Here is a 15,871-nt window from a genome sequence, read left to right on the forward strand (position 1 = left end):
TGCCGGATTCTTAGATGAGAACGGTTTAATAAGCTTTTCATGTGTCAATTGGCGGGCAATACGGGCGCTCGAACATCCGTGCCTTCCTCCGTTAGAGTTCTAAGGAATGCGATGATGTCGCTGATTTCTTGCGGCGTCGCTTCGAAAGGCGCGATGTCTAGCGTGGGATCGGTATCGGAAACCTGTGCGTAGTGGTTTACGACCTCTTGCAAATCTCGGAGGTTCCCAAGGTGCATGTACGGGGCGCGCAACGAGATATTGCGCAATGTTGGCACCTTAAACAGCGGCTTTGAGGTCTCTGGCGGCGGGGGCACATACCGCGAAAACATCCGGTCCTGCGAGCCCACGTTGAAAAAGCCATTGCTTGAAAAGCGCCATGTTGCATGGCACCCGCTACAACCGGCTTTCCCAACAAATAGGGAAAACCCATTTTTGGCGCTTTCGCTGATTGCGTTTGTGTCTCCCTCCACCCAATAATCAAATGGGGCGAGTTTGGTTACGACGGTACGCTCAAACGTGGCCAGAGCGAGCAAAATGGTCCTTTCCCTGATCCCTTCCTGTGGAAAAAGGCGATTAAAATGCTCGTGGTATTCCTCAACCTGATTGAGTCTTGCCTCGATGACTGTGAACGAAGAGTTCATTTCCTCAGGTGTTAAAATCGGCGCTTTCGCTTGAGTTTCCAAACTTCTTGCGCGCCCGTCCCAAAAAAATCGGTCTGACCACGCACTGTTCAAAATTGTGGGGGTGTGGCGAGAAAGTGGGGTGTTTTTGGTGCCTACGGCGCGGGCAACAGGGGCCTCCCAACCGAACGAAGGGTTGTGGCATGTAGCACAGCTCATGTTTTGCTCCGCGGACAAGCGCGGATCAAAAAACAGCATTTTCCCCAATGTCGCGATCTCACGATCGTAAGGGGCATTTTGAGGAAAAGGTACCACTGCGGGGCGGCGAAAGGCCTGAAGATCTTCTGGGCTCACAAGTTCCGCAAACGCTGGCAGAGGCCAAAGAATGGCCAATGTACCCAATAAAACACGGGCGAACATAACACTCCAACTCACGACACGGTCCAAACATCGGACCAGCACATAACCAATGTACGAAGTGTATCTGCGACGTTTTAATCTCGATTTAACAATGCACGTAAAATTTGATGGTTTGCCTCCGATATAGTTTTTGAATTTTATGATGATGAGAAAAATATAATTAAAAACAAAACGGTGCAGCCGTAAATTAATCTAACCTCAAGTGAAGGAGTTGCGCCGAAAAAACAGGATGTGGTCGGAATTTGTGATCGGAGTTTGACCCAAAAAGGTGCTTTGGAAAGCGACACCGATGGCGCACATGACGCGAAACCCTGCATCACGCCGACCGCCTATTTTGTGCTCTTTGCCTGTTTTTGTCGCAAAGGACTTTGGCCACGCTGGATTTATGTTAGGGTCATATCTGCGATTTATTGACCGGAAAGTAAAAATCAAAACTATTGCAGAACAACAATCGACAACAGGGACATAACATGACGAAATTTGGTCACTTAAACAGGCGCCTTCTTCTGGCCTCCGCCGTCGGCTTCGGTTTGGTCGCAGGCGCCGGTGCGGCGGTTGCAGATGCGGTGAAGGTTGCGGCAATCTATACATTGCCCGTCGAGCAACAGTGGATCAGCCGCATTCACACCGCTTTGAACGCCGCTGCTGAGCGTGGGGAGGTGGAGTATGTTTTCTCTGAAAACGTCGCAAACTCTGACTATGAGCGCGTTATGCGGGAATATGCCGAACAAGGTTCGCAACTGATTGTTGGGGAAGTCTTCGGTCTTGAGCGTGCCGCGCGCAAAGTTGCGAAAGATTATCCGGAAACGGGCTTTCTGATGGGCTCTTCTTTCGGACCAGTCGCACCGAATTTTTCAGTATTTGACAATTGGATTCATGAACCAAGCTACCTGTCTGGTATGGTTGCTGGGGCAGCCACCGAAAGCAATGTGATCGGCATGGTGGGCGGCTATGCAATTCCAGAAGTGAACCGTTTGATGCACGCGTTTATGGACGGCGCACGTGAGGTCAATCCCGAGGTGACGTTCCTCGTGAACTTCATCGACAGCTGGTATGATCCACCCAAAGCCAAAGAAAGCGCCTTTGCGATGATGGATGCTGGCGCAGACGTTATGTATGCAGAGCGTTTTGGTGTGTCTGATGCGGCTGTTGAGCGTGGCGTAAAAGCCATTGGCAACGTGATCGACACGTCTGCTGATTACCCCGGCACTATCTTGGCGTCCGCCCTGTGGCACATGGAAGCCACCATCGACAAAGCTGTGGCCAATGTGGCAGCGGGCAGCTTTGAAGCGTCGGACTATGGTCAGTATAGCTTTATGGGCTATGGCGGCGGCTCTTTGGTATTGGACGAAACTTTGGTGTCTGCAGAGGTGGTGGAGTCCGTTCGTGCGAAAGAAACTGAGATCATGGACGGTATGTTCCGTGTAAACGTTAACGACGCCCGCCCGGTGTCGGACAACTGATGGCAAAGGAGGCCGGCTCCGCGCCGGCCTCATGATTTTATGACTGACACCCCCGTATTGACCCTCAATGGGCTGACCAAACGTTTTGGCAAAGTTGTTGCGAATGACGCCGTCAGCCTTTCCTTAAAGGAGGGTGAAGTGCTTGCGTTGCTTGGAGAAAACGGCGCGGGTAAAACCACTCTGATGAATATGTTGTTTGGCCACTACCTGCCGGATGACGGCACAGTTGACGTGCGAGGCGCAGATGGCGAGATGCACGCTCTACCGCTTGGGCACCCTCAGGCCGCGTTGGACGCAGGCATCGGCATGGTTCATCAACATTTCACGTTGGCGGAAAACCTGAACGCGCTCGACAACATCGTTCTGGGTGCAGAGCCGCTGTTTGGAGTGCGTCGGGATCGCGCCGCTGCACGTGCCAAAATCGAGGCCACAATGGCCGAAACCGGACTGCGCGCCCCATTGGATGTACCGGTTGGTCGACTGACGGTGGGAGAGCGTCAGCGGGTGGAAATTCTCAAAGCGCTCTATCGAGATGCGCGGATTTTGGTGTTGGATGAACCGACAGCCGTGTTGACACCACAAGAAGCGGACACACTGTTTGACAACATTGGGGCGATGACCCGCAATGGCCTGTCTGTGATCTTTATCTCTCATAAGCTGCGCGAAGTTTTGGCGTTTTCGCATCGGATTGCGGTGCTCCGTCATGGAGTCAAAGTGGGCGAAATGGCCACGTCTGATGCAGATGAACGCAGCATTGCACGGATGATGGTTGGGGCCGACACGCCCTCAACCGAGCGCACAGCCATGGCGCCGGGTGACATCATTCTTAAACTGGAAGATGTCTCTGTTCGTGGCAGCTCTAAGCGCGACAGTCTGAGCGACGTGAATTTGTCTTTGGCTGCGCATGAAATTGTGGGGATCGCCGGAGTATCCGGCAATGGCCAGACCGCGCTTGCAGGATTGATTTCGGGCCTAACAGCCCCGACGTCCGGGCAGTTGATGCTTGACGGCAAACCACTGACGCACAGCCATCCTGCCACAATGATTGACGCAGGGATCGGCCGAATTCCGGAAGACCGCCATCACGATGGCATCGTGGGGTCGATGAGCGTTGCGGAAAACATGGTGATTGAACGGCTGTCTGATCCAGACGTTCAGTCGCATGGCATCTTACGCCGAGATCAGATCGAAAAGAACGCCACAAGATTGTCTGCTGACTACGACGTGCGAGGTCCGGGCGTTACAGCGCGTGCGCGTTTGCTTTCAGGTGGTAACATCCAAAAGCTCATTTTGGCACGTGTGTTTGAGCAGTCACCCAAGTTGATTTTGGCAAACCAACCCACGCGAGGATTGGACATGGGGGCAGCCGCCGAAGTTGGGCGGCGTTTGCTTGAAGCGCGTGCAGGAGGCGCGGCGGTTGTTTTGATCTCTGAGGACCTAGATGAAATTCTGAACTTATCGGATCGGATTGTGGTGATCCACGACGGTAAGTTGGTTGAGGCGTCCACCCGTGATCGCGAAGAAATAGGCCTGATGATGGCAGGGAAACACGCATGATCCGTATTGAACCCCGCACGGCACCAAGCCGCGCAATCACTTTGGGCCTCCCGGTGTTTTCGGCGCTTGTTGCGCTGGGATTGGCCGCAATTCCACTCATTTTCGCGGGGGCCAATATTGCTGTTGCCTACAGCGAAATGTTCCGCGGTGTATTTGGCTCCGTCTTTGCCTTCACAGAAATGCTCACCCGCGCCACACCGCTAATTTTCACAGGACTGGCTGCTGCTTTGGCTTTTCGGGCACGGCTTTGGAATATTGGCGCAGAAGGACAGCTCTACTTGGGCGCAATGGCGGCAGTCGCGGTTGGGGCCGGATTGTTTGACTGGCCAGCAGTGGTCTTGATCCCCACAATCATTGTCTGCGGCTGTGCCGCCGGTGCGGCCGGCATGGTGGCGTCCACCACGCTCAAAACCCGCTTTGGGGCGGATGAAGTTGTCACGACGCTGCTGTTCAACTTCATCATATTGATTTTATTGCAATATATGCTGGAGGGCCCGTTGCAAGATCCCATGGGTCTGGGGTGGCCGCAAAGTGCGCCGATCTTGGATCAAGGCATGCTGCCGCAGTTGATTGACCGCATGCGGGTACACGCCGGTCTGATCATCGCCTTGATTTGTGCAGCTGTGGCACAATTCATGTTGGTCTACACCGTGTGGGGGTTCAAACTCCGCGCCGTAGGGGAGAACGCCGCCGCGGCGCGTCACGCAGGGATCAACGTAAACCGCACCATGATGAGTGTGGCGATTGTCTCGGGTGGATTGGCCGGCATGGCTGGTGTGAGCGAAGTGATTGGTCTGAAAGGGTATCTGACCGCTGATCTGTCGCCCGGATTTGGCTACACCGGCATCGTTGTGGCGATGCTTGCTGGGTTGTCACCCGTCGGCGTTGTGATCTCTGCTTTGTTCATCGCCTCAGTGTTTGTAGGCGCTGATAGTATGAGCCGCGCCATGGGCGTTTCATCCTATCTGGCAGACTTGGTGGTGGCGATGTCGTTGTTATGTGTGTTGATCGGCGGGTTCTTTGCCCGGTTCAAAGTCACGCGTATCCACGCCGCAAAAGGAAAAAGCGCATGATGGATATCTTGCAAATTCTCCTGAGTGAGAGCTTCTGGGCGGCGTCTCTGCGCATAGCAACCCCCTTGATTTTTGGCGTTTTGGGTGCGTTGCTTTGCGAAAAATCCGGTGTCCTGAACCTTGGTATCGAGGGTATATTTGTGGCCGGCGCGATGTCGGGCTGGATGGCCGTCTGGCTGGGCGCAGGTCTATGGGGCGGCGTCTTGGTGGCCGCAGGCGCAGGCGCTTTTTTTGGTCTTTTGCACGCAATTTTGACCGTGCCATTGGGATTGAGCCAACACGTATCCGGGCTTGGCGTGACGCTGTTTGCCACCTCGGTGAGCTATTTCACCTATCGCACCGCTTTGCCCAATGTCTCGTCACCACCTCGTATAGAGCCTTTCCGTGCGCTTGATATTCCGATTTTGTCTGACCTGCCATTCCTCGGCCCAGTGCTGTTTCAGCAAACCGCGCTCACTTGGTTGGCGCTCTTAATGGTGGGGTTGATTTGGTATCTTCTCTACCGCACCCCATTGGGCGTGGCGATCCAAGCGGTTGGCGACAATCCAGACAGTGTGGATGCGCAAGGCCTGTCTGTTTACGGATTGCGGATCGGCGCGGTTGTGGCTGGCTCGGCACTGATGGCGGTGGGCGGGGCGTTTCTGACCATGTCAGCCTTTGACGCCTTCTTCTTTGGGATGGTGAATGGTCGGGGTTGGATTTGCATCGCTTTGGTGATTTTCGCCTCTTGGCGCCCCGGCAAGGCTTTGCTGGGTGCCTTGCTGTTTGGAGCTTTTGATGCCTTGCAGGTACGGTTGCAAACCGAAGTTGGCGCGTTTGTCCCAAGTCAGGCCTTTTTGGCAGCCCCTTACGTGCTGTCCATCATTGCGCTTGTGGTTGCGGCGCGCAAAGCTGACTATCCGCGGGCTCTCCTGACACCTTGGTTCAAAGGTCAACGCTAAAGGACACCACATGTTTGATCTGATCATCAAAAACGCCACGCTACCGGATGGGCGGTCAGGGGTAGATATCGCCTGTAAAGACGGAATGATCTCTGCTGTCGAACCCGCGATCACCGCGGAGGCTCAAGCGGTCATTGACGCGCAAGGACAGCTTGTTTCGCCGCCGTTTGTGGATCCACACTTTCACATGGACGCAACGCTGTCTCTGGGCACGCCGCGCATGAATGTGTCCGGCACCTTGTTGGAGGGCATCGCGCTTTGGGGTGAGCTAAAGCCCGTACAGTCGGTTGACGATATCATCGCGCGGGCTCTGAAATATTGCGATTTGGCTGTGTCCAAAGGGCTTGGCGCAATCCGGTCGCATGTGGACACTTGTGATGACGACCTCAAAGGCGTGCAAGCGCTGCTTGAGGTGCGTGAGCAGGTCAAAGACTACATTGACCTGCAATTGGTGGCCTTTCCGCAAGATGGCGTCCTGCGTGATCCAACGGCGATGCACAACACATTGCGCGCGTTGGACATGGGGGTGGATGTGGTGGGCGGCATCCCGCATTTTGAGCGCACGATGGCGGATGGCGCAGAGTCAGTGCGTCAGCTGTGCGAAATCGCGGCGGGTCGGGGCTTGATGGTCGATATGCATTGCGACGAAAGCGATGACCCGCACAGCCGCCACATTGAAACGCTCGCCTATGAGACCCAGCGTTTGGGCCTGCAGGGTAGGGTGGCCGGTTCGCACCTGACCTCCATGCACTCGATGGACAATTACTACGTGTCCAAGCTGATCCCGCTCATGGTGGAGGCAGGGGTGCATGCCATTCCCAATCCGCTGATCAACATCATGTTGCAAGGTCGGCACGACAGCTATCCCAAACGGCGTGGCCAGACCCGGGTGCGCGAGTTGCGCGATGCAGGGATCATCGTGGGCTTTGGCTCTGATTGTGTGATGGACCCGTGGTATTCGCTTGGCACAGCTGACATGCTTGATGTGGCCTTTATGGGACTGCACGTCGGCCAACTCTCAAGCCGTGAGGACATGGCGTGGTGTTTTGAGGCGGTCACCGCAAACTCCGCAAAAATCATGGGGCTTGAGGGGTACGGCCTCGCGCCGGGCTGTCGCGCAGATATGGTCTTGTTGCAGGCCAAAGACAAAATCGAAGCCGTGCGTTTGCGCGCACATCGATTGGCCGTGATACGTGCAGGCAAAGTTATTGCTCGCAATCAGCCCGTTGTGACGGAGCTGTCTTTGCCAAACAGACCGAGCACCGTCAACGAAGCCAGCTTTGCGCCAGGCCAATAACCGGTCGCTAAACAGGGCGCTGCGCAATGAGCGCTGTGTGCCTGTTCAACGTGGTCCAAGGACCTGGCCCATAAGGCATCAATACGTCGCGCGTTTTGGCCTCCATCTCTTCCAGCCGATCGCCAATCAGGGCTTCGGTTGTTGCGGATCGAGAAAGGGTGTGCTGGATCAGCCGCTCAAATGTCCATTGGTGTGTTTTGTATACAGAGACAGAGCGCATCTTTGAGAAGGCAGAGGCAAACAGGACCTCTTCGTGTGGCACCCAGTTATGTGACATCCGGTGTGCATTAAAGGCATCGATCACCGCGAAGCTTTTGGCAACGGCGTTGACCTCTTTCCACCAAGTGTTTGTGGGAATATCCGTTGGCCCGTCATTTAGGAGCGCGATTGCTCCATTGCGCGCGACCAAAACATCGAGGTCCCTTAAGGTTTGCGGGCGATTCATCCAATGAAACGCGCGCCCGATGGTGACCAATTGCACCGGTGCGTCAACTTTGGACAGCTCCTCTGAGCTGCCGACCTCAAAACGCGTATTCGGCGCCGCCTTTAAGCGGGCAGCAGCAATCATGTTGGGGCTTGGGTCAAGACCCAGAACGTCTGCAGCCATCGGGGCAATGGCATGGGCGATAAACCCCGGGCCGCATCCCAGATCGAGAACGCAACGCCCCAATGTCTGTGTGTCATGGGCGATCCAATTTATCAGGTCAGGTGCATATTGCGTACGCGCAGCCACATAATGCGCAACCTCCGCGTCAAAGCGTGCTGGCTCGAATGGTGCGTCCATAAATCAAGCTCCTATGCCTTGTCGTGTATGATGCGCGAGCCAAAATCTGGATGTGTGCGGCGCGGCATCGATAAAAAGAGACCTTTGTAGGCCGCTTTGATCCTCGGTCAGGATCAAGCTTTGGAAGCGCTAACAGAGTTGGGCGACAAAAACACGACAAAATGCATGGACAAATCCAATGCCGGCAGCTTTTCAATTTGTTCGTTTCAATTGGGTTTGGTGTATGGCGGAGAGACAGGGATTCGAACCCTGGGTCCCCGTGAAGGGACAACGGTTTTCGAGACCGCCCCGTTCGACCACTCCGGCACCTCTCCGCGGTAGGGTCTTGGTGAGGGCGTCGTTTAATCATCTTCGTGATCAGGTGCAAGCGGGTTTTGCATTGTTTCGCCGCCGAAATGAACTACCTTAAAACCATGAACGCTCTTTCCGCCGCATTGGCCCCGAAGAACACCCTGATGTCACGCCTCGCTGCATATTTTGTGGCGTTGGGACTGGTTTTTTTGAGCTTTGGTCAGCACACCGCACAGGCCGCAGATCGCGACAATGTGGCCGCGTTTTTAAAGATCACCGGATTTGATGTGGCGCTTGACTCCATAGCTTTCACAGCCTCAGCCGCCCCAACAATGTTGGGGCTTGAGGAGGAGGATTTTGGCCTTCAATGGCAAACGCTGGCCGATGATGTTTTTGACACCACACTGATGCGCACAAAGGCGTTGAACATTCTGGAAGCCACACTTGAGGATGATATGCTGGCTCATGCCGCTGAGTTCTATGCAAGTGATCTGGGGCAGCGATTGGTTGCGATGGAAAACGCATCTTACAACTCTGACGAAACCGACAAAGAGCGCGAAGGAAGCGCCTTGCTGGCCGCGTTGGAAGCCGCGGAGGATCCACGCATAGATTTGTTTCAGCGTATGAGCATGGCCATCGACCCTGAGGATGTCGGGTCCAAAGCCATGACTGAGATCCAAGTTCGCTTCATTCTGGCGGCCTCTTATGCGGGGGTGATCTCGCTGCGCACTGACGAAGATGGGTTGCGTGCGACATTGAACGAAAACGCCGCAGAACTGGCAGCTGAATTGGAGCAGTCTGCGCTTGAGAATTCCGCCTACACCTATCGTGACTTCTCGGTTGCGGAGCTTACCGCTTATACCGAAGCGCTTGAACAGCCTGAGATGATGACAGTATATGAGTTGATGAACGCGGTGCACTTCGCAGTCATGTCAGATCGGTTTGAAGCGCTTGCGTTGCGTATGGCCGAGCTTCAGCCGGCACAAGAGCTTTGAGCGTCAACTTAAGGGTTGACTAGGGTCCGTTTCCGCAGGATAAGCGCGCATCTGGCGTGAAGTGCACACTTTGCGCCTGATTTTATTGTAACACAGCCCGAAAAGGGCGCGCTGTTCGAGGCGGCATTGCCACAAATACCCGATCCGCAAGGTGAGGGGGCCACAGAACGCGGGAAGATCGAAGGAATAGGACATGTTCGCAGTCCTGAAGACCGGCGGCAAACAGTATAAAGTACAGGCAGGTGATATCCTGCGTGTCGAAAAACTGGCTGCAGACGCTGGCGAGACAATTCAATTCAACGATGTGCTGATGCTTGGTGGTGATACCACCGTTGTTGGCGCGCCTTTCGTTGAAGGTGCGGCCGTGCAGGCTGACGTGATCGACCAGATCAAAGGCGAGAAGCTGATCAAGTTCGTCAAGCGTCGTCGTAAGCACAGCTCCAAGCGCACCGTGGGCCACCGTCAGAAACTGACTTTGGTTCGCATCACCGACATTCTGGCCTCTGGTGCAGACAAGTCCGGCGTGAAAGCAGCCATCGGTTCGGGTTCCGCACCTGCATCCGCAACTGCAGAAGCCGCTCCGGCCAAACCTGCCAAGAAAGCCGCCAAAAAAGCCGAAGCACCTGCTGCAGCAGCTTCCGCTGACGATCTGACCACCATCACTGGTGTTGGTCCGGCCGCCGCGAAAAAGCTGGCAGACGCAGGCATCACCTCTTTCGCTCAACTGGCAGCAGTTGACGTAGAGAGCTTTGACGCTGTTAAAGTGAAGCCTGAGTGGGTTGCACAAGCAGCCGATCTGGCGAAGTAAGCGAAGTATAGGAGACCAACGATATGGCACATAAAAAAGCTGGTGGTAGTTCCCGTAACGGTCGCGACTCTGCTGGACGCCGCCTTGGCGTCAAAAAGTACGGTGGCGAAAACGTGATCTCTGGCAACATCATCGTGCGTCAGCGCGGAACTAAGATGTGGCCAGGCGAAGGCGTCGGCATGGGCAAAGATCACACAATCTTTGCAACCACCGAAGGCAACGTAAAGTTCCACAAAGGCCTCAAGGGCCGTACCTTTATTTCGGTTCTGCCAGTGGCGGAGGCCGCTGAATAAGCCGACCCTAAAGGTTTGAAACATTTGAGGGACCGGCGACAAACGCCGGTCCCTTTTTCATTTTGATGAGTGTCATCCGCCATGAGCGTTGCAGTGATCAGTTTTGGCATATTTGCCGCAAGCCAAGTGGGGACACCCGGGCCTGCGAACATGGCCCTTTTGGCCACAGGCGCGCGGTTTGGTTTTCGGGCGGCGCTGCCCTTTGTGGTTGGCGTTGCGCTTGGCAAACAACTGATTATTTGGCCCATTGGGTTTGGGTTGATGGAGTTGGCAGAAACCGTGCCCAGCGTGTTTGTTACGCTGAAATGGATCAGTGCGGCCTATATTTGCTGGCTCGCGTGGAAGGTTGCCAATCTGCGTTTAAACACCGATCGCGATCTGGTGTCTGCTGCTCCTGGATTTAAGGCCGGGCTGCTTGTGCACCCGCTTAACCCCAAAGCTTGGGCGATGATTGTTGCCGGATTCACAAACTTTGTCACACCCGGGACACCCGCCTTGCAGGCCACGGCGACAATTGCCATTTGCCTATTGGGCGCACAGGCAATTTTTCACCCGATGTGGACCTATGCGGGCGACCGGATTGCGCAGACCGTGGCAGGCAAACCTGCGGAACGATATTTGATGCTGACGTTGGCCGCTTTGACTGTGGCCTCTGTTCTGTACGTGGTTCTTTGAGGAGGAGAGCGCGATGAAATTGGATACGATTGTTAATCAGCCCGTGCTTGATGCGCAGCGTTTTGTGTTGCGCCCATTGCGCCGGTCTGATCAAGGCCTGATTGAGCTGCACACCGCTGACCGAGAGTTGGCGCGCATGACCACTTCAATCCCGCATCCCGTTCCGCCGGGCGCGACGGAAGCCTTCATCGCACGATCGCAATCTGATGGCCGTATGTCAGATGTCTGGGCCATCGACGGAAGCGTCGAAGATCACCCTGAAATCATGGGTGTGATCAGCCTTACACGCGTGGATGCCGGGCAGACAGAGATCGGGTATTGGATTGGCAAGGTATTTCGCAACACCGGTGTGGCTTCAGAGGCCGTGCGCGCGTTGATTGAAGCCAACCCTCTGAACAGCAACACCATTTTTGCAAGCGTGTTTCAAGATAATGCGGCTTCTGCGCGGGTGTTGACCAACTGTGGCTTCCAATACCTTGGCGATGCTGAGAGTTTTTCGGTGGCCCGCAATGCCAACGTTCCCACATGGACGTACAGTCTGAAGCTGGATTGATGTTATGGATATAAAAACAGAACGGCTTACCCTTCGGCGGCTTGTACCGGAGGACGCGTCGTGGGTTGCACAGGGTATCTCGGAACCCTCAGTGCACAGATGGCTGCCCGCTGTGCCTTTCCCTTACCAAATCACATATGCAGACCAATTTATCGCGCGATCGGGCGACCTCGCGGGTGTCCGCGCTGTGGTCAAAGAGGGCGAGCCTCTTGGTGTTGTCTCCCTCGTACCCCGCGATAGCGCTGACCAAAGTCAGCATGTCTCAGGGGCAGGGTTGGGCTATTGGCTCAAAGAGTCGGCTTGGGGAAAAGGCTATATGACGGAAGCGGCTCTCGGGCTGTTGTCTTGGCACTTTGACAATTCCGATCAGATGGTCATCTCAGGTTGGGTCGAAGGCAACGTCGGATCCGAAAAGGTGCTCGACAAACTTGGCTTTCGCCGCACCGGACAAAGACCAGAACGCGACTCTCTGTTTTTGCGCGAAAAAGTGCGTGTTATTGAAGTGGTATTGAGCAAAGACCAAGCGCCAACCGCACAACAGCCTTGAGGCCAAAGCCGTTCCCCGATATGCGGCACACACTTTAACCCGAAAGAGACATCTATGAAATTCCTCGACCTTGCCAAAGTCTACATCCGTTCCGGCGGCGGTGGGGGCGGTTGTGTGTCCTTCCGGCGTGAAAAATACATTGAATATGGTGGGCCTGATGGCGGCGACGGCGGCAACGGCGGTTACGTCTGGGCCGAAGCGGTCGAAGGTCTGAACACGCTCATCGATTTTCGATACCAACAGCACTTCTTTGCCAAATCCGGGCAACCCGGTATGGGCAACCAGCGCACAGGAAAAACCGGAGACGACATTGTCTTGCGGGTGCCTGTTGGTACCGAAATTCTGGACGAAGATCAGGAAACCGTTGTTGCCGACCTGACCGAGGTCGGTCAGCGCGTGTTGCTCGCCAAAGGCGGCAACGGTGGCTTTGGCAACCTGCACTTCAAATCCTCCACCAACCAAGCGCCGCGCCGTGCCAATCCGGGCCAACCCGGTGTGGAACGCACCATCTGGCTGCGCCTTAAACTGATTGCAGACGTGGGTCTTCTTGGCCTGCCCAACGCGGGCAAGTCCACCTTCCTTGCGGCCACATCAAACGCGCGGCCCAAGATTGCCGACTACCCCTTCACCACGCTGCACCCAAATCTCGGTGTGGTGGGCGTTGATGGCGTCGAATTTGTGGTGGCAGACATTCCCGGCCTGATCGAAGGGGCCAGCGAAGGTAAAGGCCTTGGCGATCTCTTCCTCGGGCACGTGGAACGGTGTGCCGTGCTCTTGCATTTGGTGGATGGTACGTCAGGCACGTTGCTTGAAGACTATCAAACCATTGTCAAAGAGATCACCAATTACGCCGATATTCTCGCGGACAAACCCCGCGTCACGGTGCTCAACAAGATCGACTCTCTGGACGAAGAAGAGCGGGTGTTCCTCAAGGAAGAACTCGAAACTGTGGTGGGTGGACCTGTGCTGTTGATGTCTGGCGCAAGCCACGAAGGCACCACCGAGGTGTTACGGGCGCTGCGCGCTCAAATCGATGACGACCGGGTGCGCCAAAAAATCGATGACACTGCGGATGAGGAAGAGGCACCTTGGCAACCCTAAAAGACGCAAAACGGGTTGTTATAAAAATCGGGTCGGCGCTGCTTGTCGACCGGAACAGCGGTCTTTTGCGAGGCGAATGGCTCAAAGCCTTGGCGGAAGATGTGGCGATGCTCAAAGCGCGCGGCACGGACGTTGTGCTTGTGTCCTCAGGCTCGATCGCCTTAGGGCGCAACGCGCTCAAACTGCCACCTGTTGATCTATCGCTTGACCAATCCCAAGCAGCTGCGGCTGTTGGCCAAATTCGACTTGCGGGCGCCTACGAAGACGCGCTTGCGCCTCATGGCATCACCACGGCTCAGGTCTTGGTCACACTGGAAGACAGCGCAAACCGCCGCCGATACCTCAATTCACGTGCCACCTTGGATCAGCTTCTGACCTTGGGTGTGGTGCCTATTGTGAATGAGAATGATACAGTGGCCACAGACGAAATTCGCTATGGTGACAATGATCGTCTGGGCGCGCAAATTGCGCTTACAACCGGCGCTGATCATCTGATCCTTCTGTCAGATGTGGATGGTTTTTATTCTGCCAACCCGATGACAGATCCAACGGCCAAGCGGTTTGATGTGATCGACACGATCTCAACCGATATCGAGGATATGGCCGGTGAGGGGGTCTCTGGTCTCTCCAAAGGCGGCATGATCACCAAGCTGATGGCCGCCAAAACTGCCACTGCTGGTGGCTGCGCTATGGCGATCACCGAAGGTTCGGTCATGCGTCCGGTTTCCGCTTTGGAAAACGGAGCAAACGCCACTTGGTTTACCGCCCAAGGCACCCCACAGCTGGCGCGCAAACGTTGGATCAATTCAATGAAACCCCAAGGCGCGCTGGTGATAGACGCGGGTGCTGCACGTGCGCTTAAGGCCGGCAAAAGCTTGCTGCCCGCCGGGGTCACTGATGTGAACGGCGATTTTAGCCGTGGTGACCCAATTGAGATCACGGACGCCACCGGCCATCGGTTGGGGCAGGGGCTAACAGCCTACTCTTCGATGGAGGCAACGCGCATCAAAGGTCGTCACAGCCGCGATATTGAGCCGATCTTAGGCTACCCGGGCCGAGCCGCACTCGTTCATCGAGATGACTTGGCGCTCTAGGCTTTTTCTTGTTATTACCGACCCGCGTCTACAGCGCACAACACACCCTCGCAAAGGACAGATCTGATGAAAGACATCGCAGATATCCCCGCCCTGATGGCTCAGATTGGCGCAAACGCCAAAGCTGCAAGCGCAGAGCTGGCCTTTGCCCCGCCGGAAGCAAAACGTGCCGCACTTGAAGCTGCAGCGGATGCCGTCTGGGCCCGCCGTGCCGAAATCATTGAGGCCAACAAAAAGGACCTTGAATTTGGCCGCAACAAAGGTCTGTCGGATGCAATGATGGACCGTCTGATGCTGGACGAAGACCGTATCGATGGCATGGTGACCGGTTTGCGCACCGTTGCCGCACAGGATGATCCCGTTGGCGAAGTGTTGACGGAGTGGGATATGCCCTCAGGCCTCAATATCCGCCGGGTACGCACGCCTTTGGGCGTGGTTGGTGTGATCTATGAAAGCCGCCCCAACGTGACTGCAGATGCAGGCGCGCTGTGTCTCAAATCCGGCAACGCTGTGATCCTACGTGGTGGCTCTGAGGGCTTTCACAGCTCGAGTGCGATTCACGCCTGTCTGGTCGAAGGCCTCAAATCTGCCGGTCTGCCAGAGACCGCCATTCAGTTGATCCCAACCCGTGACCGGGCCGCAGTTCAGGAACTTCTGACAATGATTGACACAGTGGACGTGATTGTTCCGCGTGGCGGCAAAGGCCTTGTTGGGTTGGTGCAACGCGAGGCTCGTGTCCCGGTGTTTGCGCACCTTGAAGGCATTGTGCATATCTACGTAGATGCAGCCGCGGATCCGGTGAAAGCCTTGGACGTGGTGCTCAATGCCAAAACACGTCGGACAGGGATCTGCGGCGCGGCGGAATGCCTTTTGATCCATGAAAGTCTTGCGGACACTCTTGGTGTCGCGCTTGTTCAAATGCTCTTGGATGCAGGTGTAAATGTGCATGCGGATGACAGACTGACAGCAATTGCGGGCACAACCGCAGCAACGTCTGAGGATTGGGGCAAAGAATATCTGGATATGGACATTGCTGCCAAAGTGGTCAGCGACGTAGATGGCGCTATTGCTCATATTCGGGAACATGGCTCAAATCATACAGATTGCATTCTGACGGAAGACGATGAAGTTGCTGCGCGGTTCTTTGAGCGTCTGGACAGTGCAATTTTGATGCGCAACGCCTCAACACAGTTTGCCGATGGTGGTGAGTTTGGCATGGGGGCTGAGATCGGTATTGCCACCGGAAAAATGCATGCCCGTGGACCGGTTGGCGCTGCGCAATTGACCAGCTTTAAGTATCTGGTCGAAGGCGATGGCACCACCCGAACCTAACTCAGACGACCACCAGTAAGAGCCGAA

General features: G+C 55.4%; 16 protein-coding genes and 1 tRNA gene. 14 read left to right on the top strand and 3 right to left on the bottom strand.

Going from position 1 to position 15,871, the window contains the following annotated elements:
• Positions 1 to 44 precede the first annotated feature (44 nt).
• Complete coding sequence (locus ABWV47_RS01095) at positions 45 to 1,055, bottom strand: cytochrome-c peroxidase (protein WP_353307990.1); 1,011 nt, start codon at positions 1,053 to 1,055, stop codon at positions 45 to 47.
• Positions 1,056 to 1,510: 455 nt separating this feature from the next.
• Between ABWV47_RS01095 and ABWV47_RS01100 the strand changes: the two genes are divergently transcribed.
• Genes ABWV47_RS01100 through ABWV47_RS01120 form a run of 5 tightly spaced genes read left to right on the top strand, consistent with a single transcriptional unit; the run spans position 1,511 to position 7,371 of the window.
• Positions 1,511 to 2,503 (top strand): BMP family protein, encoded by a 993-nt coding sequence (locus tag ABWV47_RS01100; RefSeq protein ID WP_353307991.1) that lies wholly within the window; start codon positions 1,511 to 1,513, stop codon positions 2,501 to 2,503.
• Positions 2,504 to 2,542: 39 nt separating this feature from the next.
• Positions 2,543 to 4,060, top strand: a complete 1,518-nt coding sequence (locus ABWV47_RS01105) for an ABC transporter ATP-binding protein (protein WP_353307992.1) — start codon at positions 2,543 to 2,545, stop codon at positions 4,058 to 4,060.
• A complete protein-coding gene (locus ABWV47_RS01110) occupies positions 4,060 to 5,133 on the top strand; it encodes an ABC transporter permease (protein ID WP_502959684.1) in 1,074 nt (357 codons plus the stop codon). Before ABWV47_RS01105 ends, ABWV47_RS01110 begins: the two co-directional genes overlap by 1 nt.
• Entirely contained in the window at positions 5,133 to 6,074 is a 942-nt protein-coding gene (locus tag ABWV47_RS01115; RefSeq protein ID WP_353309538.1) for an ABC transporter permease, read from the top strand. Before ABWV47_RS01110 ends, ABWV47_RS01115 begins: the two co-directional genes overlap by 1 nt.
• 10 nt (positions 6,075 to 6,084) lie before the next feature.
• Positions 6,085 to 7,371 (top strand): amidohydrolase family protein, encoded by a 1,287-nt coding sequence (locus ABWV47_RS01120; protein WP_353307994.1) that lies wholly within the window; start codon positions 6,085 to 6,087, stop codon positions 7,369 to 7,371.
• Positions 7,372 to 7,378: 7 nt separating this feature from the next.
• Here the strand turns inward: ABWV47_RS01120 and ABWV47_RS01125 are convergent, their stop codons facing one another.
• Together ABWV47_RS01125 and ABWV47_RS01130 are read right to left on the bottom strand one after the other, a co-directional pair.
• Complete coding sequence (locus ABWV47_RS01125) at positions 7,379 to 8,155, bottom strand: class I SAM-dependent methyltransferase (protein WP_353307996.1); 777 nt, start codon at positions 8,153 to 8,155, stop codon at positions 7,379 to 7,381.
• 224 nt (positions 8,156 to 8,379) lie between these two features.
• A tRNA-Ser gene (locus ABWV47_RS01130) sits at positions 8,380 to 8,469 on the bottom strand.
• An 81-nt stretch (positions 8,470 to 8,550) separates the two neighbouring features.
• Between ABWV47_RS01130 and ABWV47_RS01135 the strand changes: the two genes are divergently transcribed.
• The 9 genes from ABWV47_RS01135 to ABWV47_RS01175 all read left to right on the top strand — a co-directional run bounded on the left by ABWV47_RS01135 (position 8,551) and on the right by ABWV47_RS01175 (position 15,844).
• Entirely contained in the window at positions 8,551 to 9,441 is an 891-nt protein-coding gene (locus ABWV47_RS01135; RefSeq protein WP_353307997.1) for a DUF2059 domain-containing protein, read from the top strand.
• 193 nt (positions 9,442 to 9,634) lie between these two features.
• The gene (locus ABWV47_RS01140) at positions 9,635 to 10,249 is read left to right on the top strand and encodes a 50S ribosomal protein L21 (protein ID WP_353307999.1); all 615 of its coding nucleotides are present in this window, start codon (positions 9,635 to 9,637) and stop codon (positions 10,247 to 10,249) included.
• Positions 10,250 to 10,272: 23 nt separating this feature from the next.
• Positions 10,273 to 10,542, top strand: coding sequence for a 50S ribosomal protein L27 (rpmA, locus tag ABWV47_RS01145; protein WP_353308001.1), 270 nt, complete (start codon positions 10,273 to 10,275; stop codon positions 10,540 to 10,542).
• A gap of 81 nt (positions 10,543 to 10,623) precedes the next feature.
• Positions 10,624 to 11,217 (top strand): LysE family translocator, encoded by a 594-nt coding sequence (locus ABWV47_RS01150; protein ID WP_353308002.1) that lies wholly within the window; start codon positions 10,624 to 10,626, stop codon positions 11,215 to 11,217.
• A gap of 13 nt (positions 11,218 to 11,230) precedes the next feature.
• A complete protein-coding gene (locus tag ABWV47_RS01155; RefSeq protein WP_353308003.1) occupies positions 11,231 to 11,770 on the top strand; it encodes a GNAT family N-acetyltransferase in 540 nt (179 codons plus the stop codon).
• Between the two features lie 4 nt (positions 11,771 to 11,774).
• Complete coding sequence (locus ABWV47_RS01160; protein WP_353308004.1) at positions 11,775 to 12,317, top strand: GNAT family N-acetyltransferase; 543 nt, start codon at positions 11,775 to 11,777, stop codon at positions 12,315 to 12,317.
• Positions 12,318 to 12,371: 54 nt separating this feature from the next.
• A complete protein-coding gene (gene obgE, locus ABWV47_RS01165) occupies positions 12,372 to 13,418 on the top strand; it encodes a GTPase ObgE (RefSeq protein WP_353308005.1) in 1,047 nt (348 codons plus the stop codon).
• Complete coding sequence (proB, locus tag ABWV47_RS01170) at positions 13,406 to 14,512, top strand: glutamate 5-kinase (protein WP_353308006.1); 1,107 nt, start codon at positions 13,406 to 13,408, stop codon at positions 14,510 to 14,512. Before obgE ends, proB begins: the two co-directional genes overlap by 13 nt.
• A 66-nt stretch (positions 14,513 to 14,578) precedes the next feature.
• Positions 14,579 to 15,844 (top strand): glutamate-5-semialdehyde dehydrogenase, encoded by a 1,266-nt coding sequence (locus ABWV47_RS01175; protein WP_353308007.1) that lies wholly within the window; start codon positions 14,579 to 14,581, stop codon positions 15,842 to 15,844.
• Positions 15,845 to 15,871: the final 27 nt, after the last annotated feature.

Origin of the sequence: Shimia sp. NS0008-38b (genome assembly GCF_040370365.1) — a bacterium.
Lineage (GTDB): Bacteria > Pseudomonadota > Alphaproteobacteria > Rhodobacterales > Rhodobacteraceae > Shimia.

Excerpts from the sequence above, each read along its gene's own strand:
- ABWV47_RS01140 (WP_353307999.1), top strand. The coding sequence starts at position 9,635 with ATGTTCGCAGTCCTGAAGACCGGCGGCAAACAGTATAAAGTACAGGCA.
- obgE (WP_353308005.1), top strand. The coding sequence starts at position 12,372 with ATGAAATTCCTCGACCTTGCCAAAGTCTACATCCGTTCCGGCGGCGGT.
- ABWV47_RS01125 (WP_353307996.1), bottom strand. The coding sequence starts at position 8,155 with ATGGACGCACCATTCGAGCCAGCACGCTTTGACGCGGAGGTTGCGCAT.
- ABWV47_RS01105 (WP_353307992.1), top strand. The coding sequence starts at position 2,543 with ATGACTGACACCCCCGTATTGACCCTCAATGGGCTGACCAAACGTTTT.
- ABWV47_RS01150 (WP_353308002.1), top strand. The coding sequence starts at position 10,624 with ATGAGCGTTGCAGTGATCAGTTTTGGCATATTTGCCGCAAGCCAAGTG.
- ABWV47_RS01175 (WP_353308007.1), top strand. The coding sequence starts at position 14,579 with ATGAAAGACATCGCAGATATCCCCGCCCTGATGGCTCAGATTGGCGCA.
- ABWV47_RS01135 (WP_353307997.1), top strand. The coding sequence starts at position 8,551 with ATGAACTACCTTAAAACCATGAACGCTCTTTCCGCCGCATTGGCCCCG.
- ABWV47_RS01160 (WP_353308004.1), top strand. The coding sequence starts at position 11,775 with ATGGATATAAAAACAGAACGGCTTACCCTTCGGCGGCTTGTACCGGAG.
- rpmA (WP_353308001.1), top strand. The coding sequence starts at position 10,273 with ATGGCACATAAAAAAGCTGGTGGTAGTTCCCGTAACGGTCGCGACTCT.
- ABWV47_RS01120 (WP_353307994.1), top strand. The coding sequence starts at position 6,085 with ATGTTTGATCTGATCATCAAAAACGCCACGCTACCGGATGGGCGGTCA.
- ABWV47_RS01100 (WP_353307991.1), top strand. The coding sequence starts at position 1,511 with ATGACGAAATTTGGTCACTTAAACAGGCGCCTTCTTCTGGCCTCCGCC.
- ABWV47_RS01155 (WP_353308003.1), top strand. The coding sequence starts at position 11,231 with ATGAAATTGGATACGATTGTTAATCAGCCCGTGCTTGATGCGCAGCGT.
- ABWV47_RS01115 (WP_353309538.1), top strand. The coding sequence starts at position 5,133 with ATGGATATCTTGCAAATTCTCCTGAGTGAGAGCTTCTGGGCGGCGTCT.